General features: G+C 39.1%; 4 protein-coding genes. 2 read left to right on the top strand and 2 right to left on the bottom strand.

Going from position 1 to position 8,199, the window contains the following annotated elements; genetic code table 11:
- Together ACM0OY_RS38520 and ACM0OY_RS38515 are read right to left on the bottom strand one after the other, a co-directional pair.
- Positions 1 to 2,114: NACHT domain-containing protein (locus ACM0OY_RS38520; RefSeq protein ID WP_414573981.1), on the bottom strand; the 2,114-nt coding region annotated here is incomplete at its 3' end.
- Positions 2,115 to 2,334: 220 nt separating this feature from the next.
- The gene (locus ACM0OY_RS38515; RefSeq protein ID WP_414573980.1) at positions 2,335 to 4,503 is read right to left on the bottom strand and encodes an NACHT domain-containing protein; all 2,169 of its coding nucleotides are present in this window, start codon (positions 4,501 to 4,503) and stop codon (positions 2,335 to 2,337) included.
- Positions 4,504 to 5,008: 505 nt separating this feature from the next.
- On the opposite strand from ACM0OY_RS38515, the gene sppA reads away from it, so the two are divergent.
- Positions 5,009 to 6,844, top strand: coding sequence for a signal peptide peptidase SppA (gene sppA / locus ACM0OY_RS38510; RefSeq protein WP_414573979.1), 1,836 nt, complete (start codon positions 5,009 to 5,011; stop codon positions 6,842 to 6,844).
- Between the two features lie 223 nt (positions 6,845 to 7,067).
- Complete coding sequence (locus ACM0OY_RS38505; protein ID WP_414573978.1) at positions 7,068 to 7,847, top strand: hypothetical protein; 780 nt, start codon at positions 7,068 to 7,070, stop codon at positions 7,845 to 7,847.
- Positions 7,848 to 8,199: the final 352 nt, after the last annotated feature.

The following is an 8,199-nucleotide window of genomic DNA, read 5'->3' as shown; positions in this document are numbered from 1 at the left end:
GAACCGATTTGACCCAGCGCTAATGCGGCACTATAACGCACATCGGATTCTGGGTCTTCTATGAGTTTAATTAACCCAGGAATTGCCGCTTCTGAACCGATTTGACCCAGCGCTAATGCGGCACGAGAACGCACAGAGTATTCTGGGTGTTCTATGAGTTTAATTAACCCAGGAATTGCCGCTTCTGAACCGATTTGACCCAGCGCATCTGCGGCACGATAACGCACAGAGTATTCTGGGTCTTCTATGAGTTTAATTAACCCAGCAATTGCCGCTTCTTTCTCTCCCAATGCTGCACGATATTCTTGAAATCGTACTTGATTTATTTGTTTTTCTCTATCTTTTAATAATTGCAAAGCTTGAGTTTCAAAAGCTGTTTCATTCAGACTGCAAAGAATTTGAAAAACTTGTGATTTAATCTTAGAACTGATTTGTGGTAAATCGCTTATTTCCAGTTCTACTAAAGTTTGTAAAATTTCATCTGCCAGTTGATTATCTGCTACTTTCAAGTCTTTGGGATTTTCGGCAAGGCAATTGCCAGCAAAAAACAAATCGCGGTGTAGCCACTGCTCATATTCGCTGTGCTGGTTTAAAATTGCCTGAATTGCTTTGGCCGCTGGTTTTGGTTTTTGTTGAGCAATTAGCAGCAACAATACTTCTCGCCAATGAGCATCGTGAAGATGGTCTTTGATATGCTTTAGGATAATGCCGAAATCATCCTCATTGTACCGCTGGTAGATAATTTCTTGACTGCAAAGATATTCTTGAAAAGTTTTATGCACAAAGGCGTAGCAGTCTTGTCCTTGTTCGTTTAGCAACCCTGTGCGCTCTCTAATAAACTTTACGAAGCGTTCTGCTTCTTTTTTAGCTTCATCACTTGCAATTTGTTTTAGTGTTTCTATATGTCTGGTTAATTGAGATATTAGCTCATCGCGGTCTATTAGCGTACCGCCTTCTTTATCTCCTGTATTTCCTTGGGTATGAATCCAGTAAGCCAGACTTTCTAACAAACGACGCAAATCATCTAGCGATAAATATTCAAAGACCAAATGATTGGTAAATTCTTTGTTTGAATCCCAAGAAGTTAATAAAGTTTCTACTGCTTTTTCATATAGCTTATGGCGCTCTTTTGGCAAAATAGCTTCGTAGCGATGAATTAAAGCAATAATCGTTAATAGTAACGGATTTGTTGCTAATAGCTTAATCCGGTCATTATCAGAAAGCGCCTTTTTGAGGCTATCTTTGCGTCGTTGCGCCTCTAGGGAATCTACAATGCGGCTATCATACCAACGTTTAATAAACTCTTCTATTTTAGGATCGTCAAATGGTTGGAGTTGATAGTGAGGAAAATCTTCTGTGTGGAAAAAGTCACGTCTGTAGCCAGCAGGACGAGAAGTAATAATTGCCCGATTTTGGGGGAACTGTCCTAAAAATTCCTCAATCTGCCTAACAACTTCATACCGCTTAACTGAATCTGCAACTTCATCCAAACCATCTAATAAAATTAAAGCTTGTCCATTTTCGAGCCAATGCTCAAAAAAATTAGGTGGTAGCTGTTTTTTAAGTAAATTGCGTTGGGTAAACTGATTTACATACTCTAAAATGCTGCTATTCTCTTGTCTTGCAAAGTCACGAACTTTTACCAAAATTGGCAGTAAATCTGTACCTTCTTTTAGTCCAAGTTTTTCTCGGTTGTTTTGAGCCAGCATCACAGCAAAATAACTCATCAAAGTAGTTTTACCCGAACCCGGTGCGCCTAATAAAACTAATTTACGAGAAGAGGTTTCCCTTAATAGCTGTTGTGCAGAAAACTTTTTTCCGGTTTGGTTTTCTAATTGCGCTAGTTGACGTTGCTGGCGGATTAATTCTAGCTGACGCTTGCTTGATAATTCATCAGCTACAGATAAATCAATATCCGTTTGAGAATCTATTTGTTTCTGACTAGTTTTGATTTCCTCTACTACATCAGGCATCACAAAAATTTGGCTAGATTTCGCAGATTTATCCACCTCTTGACCAGCAACCGCAATCCCAGCAAACTTAATATCATCAAACCAGTTTGCCAGTTTTCTACAATATTCTTTTTTCAAAAGTTGAAATATTTCTGTTCTCATGCTGCCCTTATTCACTTATTGTGGACTGCATTCTGACTCATCATTAGAGGATGTTTGAAAAGTCCTCTTGTTGGGATCAAAAGTTTTAGATCCCTCTAAATCTCCCTTAAAAAGGGAGACTGTGATTCCGGTTCCCCCCTTTTTAAGGGGGGTTAGGGGGGATCTAAAAGTGCCTAAAGTCACAGCAAAACCCTTTTGAAACAACCTCTTAGTGGTAGTATTAAACTTTTGATTTTTCCAGTTTATTTCGATATTGCTGCATTCTCTCTTCATCTATATTTTTTTGCTCTTGTTCCAAAACTTCAAGTGCTAACTGTGCAAACTCTGTTTGACTCAAATTACAGAAGGTTGAAAATACCTGTGAGCGAATTGTTTCATCCAACTCAGGATTTATTTCTAGCTTTACTAATTCACTCAAAATATGCAACGATGGGTCATTGTCTGCGTTTTTTAAATTATTTGGATCTTCAGCCAAACAACTACCAGCAAACAATAAATTATGATGATACGATTTTTCGTTATCTTTATCCTGCTCTAGAATAGCGCAAATTGCTTTAGCGATGGGTTTGGGTTTTTGAATCACAATCAACAGTAATAATACTTCTCGCCAGTGAGGATTATAGAGATGTTCTTTGATATGATGCAAGACTATTTCTTCATAACTACCTTCGTCGTTTTGATAACGATAATCTATTTCTTTAGCGCACAGGTATTCCTGAAATGTTTTATGTACAAATGCATAGCAGTTTTTTCCTTGTTCATTTAGCAAACCAGAACGAGCAGAAATATAGTCGATAAACTTTTCTGCTTCTTGCTTAGCCTCATAAAGTTCAATTTTTTTGAGATTTTGAATATCTTTTCTTAATTGCTCAATGATTTCATCTCGTTCAACTATTGTACTGCAATTCTTATCTTCAGTTGCAATTTGCTGGCAATGAATCCAATATGCTAATTTTTCCATTAACCTTTGCAAGTTTGTAAATTTTATATGTTCTAATTTTTTATCAATAGGTGCTTGTTTTTCTTCAAACCGACTCATTTCCCAATTCAAGAGTAGGGTTTCTATTGCTGTTTCATAAAGTTTGTCACGCTTTTGAGGTAAACGCACTGCATCATATCGGTGTATTAAACAAACAAGTGTTAATAGTAGCGGATTTTCTACCAAGATTTTAATGCGTTCCTGCTTGTTTAATAGCTCTTTTAGGCTAGATTGCCGACGCTGTGATTCTTGTGAGTCTGAAAAACGACTATTATACCATCTATCGATAAATAGATTAATTTTAGACTCGTCAAATGGCAGTATAAAATAGTGGGTAAATTCGTGAGTCTCAAAGAAATCTCGCCTATATTCCGCAGGACGAGATGTGATAATGACTCGGTTTTGAACATACTGATTATTTGTGACAAAAGAAGAAAGATGTCGTGCAACTTCTCTTTGCTTATTCTCATCAGCAATTTCGTCCAAACCATCAAGTAATATTAGTGCTTTTCCTTGTTTGAGCCAATAATCAAAAAATCCTTCTGGTATATCTAAAGTGTATTTGAGAGGAATACACTCTTGCAAATATGTCAAAATATCAATTTCTGGCTGATTTGCTAAATCACGAATCCGAATTAAAATTGGTAATAAATCTTCTGGCAATCCTAACTCTGTGAACTTATGCTGAGCGACTTTAGCAGCATAATATTGCATTAAAGTACTTTTACCAGAACCAGGATCGCCCAAAATAACCATTTGTTGTGCGCGACTAGAATTCAACAGTTTATCTGCTGAAATCATATCTTGCAAATCTAATGAAACTCTATTAGCTTTTTGTTCCTCATTAATTATATCTGGAATTACAAAAATTCTTTCTAAAGGTTCGGGAATATCCCAGTCCTGTCCTTTCATTTTAATTCCAGCAAAATGTATTTTTTCCGAATCTTTAATTATTAGTTTTAAATAATTATCTTTAGCAGCCTGATATCTTCCGTAAACTGGAAGTTCTTTAAAATATATATTTATAAACGTCCTTAACCAAGGTTTAAGATCGGCTTCATTCAGTTGAATTTTTTGCTCTTGCGCTACGTGCTTAAATGCCTCAATTAGGTTCTGTATATCTGGAAATTTATCTTTTAGCGCTTTCTCTAATTCTGCCTGGACTCCTGAATATTCAAATACTTTAGCAAGGAATGTATCAATTTGCCTATCATCACAAGCAGACAAAAGCCCTTTTTGTTTATTCTTATCTGCGTCCTGAGCAGCTTTTATCCCTGTTTTGATAGCTTTCTCTAACTCTGTTGGATTTAATTGACTTTGAGTTTTTTTTATAATTTCTTTTACAACCGTGGGTAAAGCACCTTTGAGTGCAAGTAAACCGAATGAACTAAAACCCCAAATATCCATCATATTATCCTTTTTATAGAGAAATATAGTTGTCCTTGACTTGATAATAAATAGTACTACAATATTCAATTTATATTACAAATTACCAACAATTGTGTTTCAGAATTTGGCAAGATGTGGCTTAAACTAAAAGCTAGCCGAATATAGAGTATGACTGAATTCGCACTTTTTGAGGGTGCGATCGCCTAATCCCCAATGAAGGCGATCGCAAACATATATTAAGCCTAAAATTTACCGCAACTATCTCTTAACGTTTATCAAAAATAGCACCATCTAAAATTAAAATAATCTTAAGAAGATGCTTTTAGAAATCCTCAGAGCAGTTTACTTTGCTGAGCTACTCTTGTTTAATGAATTGAATTATTATGTAAAATTCTGCATTACTACTGCGATCGCAACGTAGTTGATGCTGAGTGTCCTGGTTTTCCATCGCCAGACAAGACAAGGTGCTACTTAAATGTTACTTATAAGAAAATGAATAAACCAGTAGTGAATAGATTTACAAGATATGACTAACTTTATTAAACAAACTGTGGCTAGCTTAGTCGGCACCGTACTAGGGCTAATTGTTTTCTGTGGTTTGGGAACCACTGGACTGTTCTTGCTGCTGTTGGCTGCTACTTCCACTAAAGATACCGGGCCAGAAGTAAAAGATAAGTCAGTGCTGGTTTTTGACTTGTCAATGAAAATTACTGATGGCGAACCTAATTCTGGCGAATTCTTTCAGAATGCACTTTCAGGTGCAGTCGAGGAGAGAATGACACTGCGTAAAGTTGTGGAAACCTTGGAAAAAGCGCGGCGCGATCCGCGAATTGTGGGTATCTATCTCGATGCAAGCCGCGAAAGTGAAACTAGTAATATCGGCTATGCTTCTCTCAAAGAAATCCGCAAAGCCTTAGAGGAATTCCGCACTAGTGGCAAAAAAGTTGTCGCTTATGGCAGTAATTGGAGCGAAAAAGAATATTATGTGAGTTCAACGGCAAATTCCATCGTCCTTAATCCCTTGGGATTGATGGAAGTCAACGGTTTGAGTTCGCAATTGATGTTCTTAACGGGAGCATTGCAGAAGTATGGTATTGGCGTTCAAGTCGTGCGGGTGGGAAAATTTAAGGGAGCAGTTGAACCGTTGATCCTGACAAAGCTGAGTCCAGAAAACCGCGAACAAACTCAAAAATTATTGGATGATGTTTGGGGAGAGTGGCGTAATGCTGTCGGTAGCAGTCGGAAAATTCAACCAGAACAGTTACAGGCGATCGCAGATAATCAGGCATTATTAGAAGCAACACAAGCAAAAAATAGTGGTTTAGTAGACCAAGTAGCATACGCTGATGAAGTGGTGAGCGACCTGAAAAAGCTTACAGATAGCGACAAAGACGACAAAACATTTCGCCAAATTAACTTGAATGATTACGCCCAAGTTGCCGGCAAATCTTTGGGTGTAGAACGCAACTCAAAAAATAAAATTGCCGTTGTTTATGCTGAAGGGGATATTGTCGATGGTACAGGTGAAGATGGGGAAGTAGGAGGCGATCGCTTTGCCAAAATCTTTAACAGACTGCGGCAAGATGAAGATATAAAAGCAGTTGTGCTGCGAATTAATAGCCCTGGTGGTAGCGCCACCGCAGCCGAAGTTATGCAGCGAGAAGTGAAATTAACTCGCCAAAAGAAACCAGTTGTAGTATCGATGGGTGATACAGCCGCCTCTGGTGGTTATTGGATTGCTAGCGACTCTAACCGCATTTTTGCCGAACCAAATACAATTACAGGTTCAATTGGCGTGTTTGGGATATTACTTAATGGGCAAAAGCTGGCAAATGACAACGGTATCACCTGGGATTCAGTCAAAACCGGGCGCTATGCTGATTCTCAAACAGCTTCTCGCCCGAAATCGCCCCAAGAATTAGCGCTTTATCAGCGTAGCGTTGACCGGATTTATAATATCTTTCTCAATAAAGTTTCTCAAGGTCGGAAACTCCCAGAACAAAAAGTAGCAGAAATCGCCCAAGGACGGGTTTGGTCAGGTGTTGCAGCCAAAGAAATTGGTTTAGTAGATGAAATTGGCGGTTTGAATAGTGCGATCGCTTATGCTGCTAAGGAAGCGAAACTAGGAGAAGATTGGGAATTGCAAGAATATCCCCGCTTTAGTACCTTCGGAGAACGCTTTTTTGGACGGGCAACTCAAGAGGTGCAGGACAATTTAGGAATTGAACCAACTCAACTCAAACCATCTAATCCCCTCACCGCCGAATTCCAAAAACTGCAACAACAAATCCAAATTCTGCAAAAAATGAACGACCCACAAGGAGTTTATGCCCGCTTACCTTTCAACTTGAAAATTGAATAGATGGGCATGGGGAAGGAGCAGGGGAGCAGCAGCTCTTAGCACAGGGGAGGATCTTCTCCCCTGCACCCTGCCCCCTACCCCTCTTCCTCTCCCTCATCTTCCCCAGTCCCCACTCCCCATTTCCCCCTAAGACGGTCTGTCAAAGATTTTTTAATTATGTGGAGAATACCGAGAAGGCATTACTTAGGGTAAATTACACTAAAGTCTTAAATGGAGATTGTCAATGCAACTTCTCGAATGTCCTCGTGTTGCAGTCATCGCTGGAGAAAATGCGGTTCACGTTTCTCAGCTACCCCTCACATGGCAAGAGATTGCGAGAGGAACCACGAGTGTGGGACTTTCCCAGCCCCAAAGTTATGTTGAGATGGCACAGTTATTTCTATACAAATTAGAGCATGGTGAGGTTGATTTGTTTAGCGATCGCCCCCAACTAGCTCATTTAATACCTGCATTCTCCCAAATCTTTGCACAGCTAGCCTGGGAAACCCTTGATTTTTTTGGACAAGACTTTAAAAAAGACAGCTATCCGGATTTTGCAGAAATTCTTCGGGATGTAGAATCAAAGGGAATCGAATATGCCGAGCAAGTAAAAGTAGCTCGTATTGGTATAGATTTATTCAATGAATTTGGTTATGAACTGCCTGCCAGTTTCTATCATGTGCATTTAGCACCAATTTACCGGGATCATGTTTTTGAAGAACGTGCTTTACGATTTGACCCCCGTGATATAGAACACAAGCGTGCTTGGGATGCCATACTCCATGCAGGCAAGGTATTTGCAATTCAAATGAAAGTGCAAAGTATTGCCTCAAAATATGGTTTTACTTATCAACATGGTTGCGGTTGCAACTCTCACCTATCTTCTATCGATCCTGCGCGTGGGGCATTTGAGTATGAATTGAGTCCCGAAAAGCGCCAGCGATGGATTCGCAGTTTTATCTGGACTGCTTGGTATGAGTATGCCTTTTTTGCGATCGTACCTAATACTAGTTACTTGGTGTAAACGAAAATGCGAGATGCCTATGATAGCATCTCGCATTTTATTTTTTATAATACCTTCGCCATTTTTTTGTGGCGACTGTATTTACTGCTTCCCTTCGTTGCGTAACCATCTCTGTTACTTACTGTTTACCGTTTTCTACCTGATTATACTTTCCCCGTAGTAACAAAAGAGGGATAATGCTGCTCGACTACTGGACAAACTAGGTATTCCCTATCAAATCCTCAGCTATGAAATAGATCCTGAGGATCTCGCTGCTGAGAGTACAGCACAGAAAGTAGGACTTCCACCAGAGCAGGTTTTTATAGCCGTAGTCACACAGGTTAGGACATTTTGAAAGCATGGAAGCTAGGAA

The organism is Nostoc sp. CCY 9925, from assembly GCF_963920935.1.
Lineage (GTDB): Bacteria > Cyanobacteriota > Cyanobacteriia > Cyanobacteriales > Nostocaceae > Nostoc.
The sequence above is the reverse complement of the archived record's forward strand: the minus strand, read 5'-3'. Positions and strand labels throughout refer to the sequence as shown.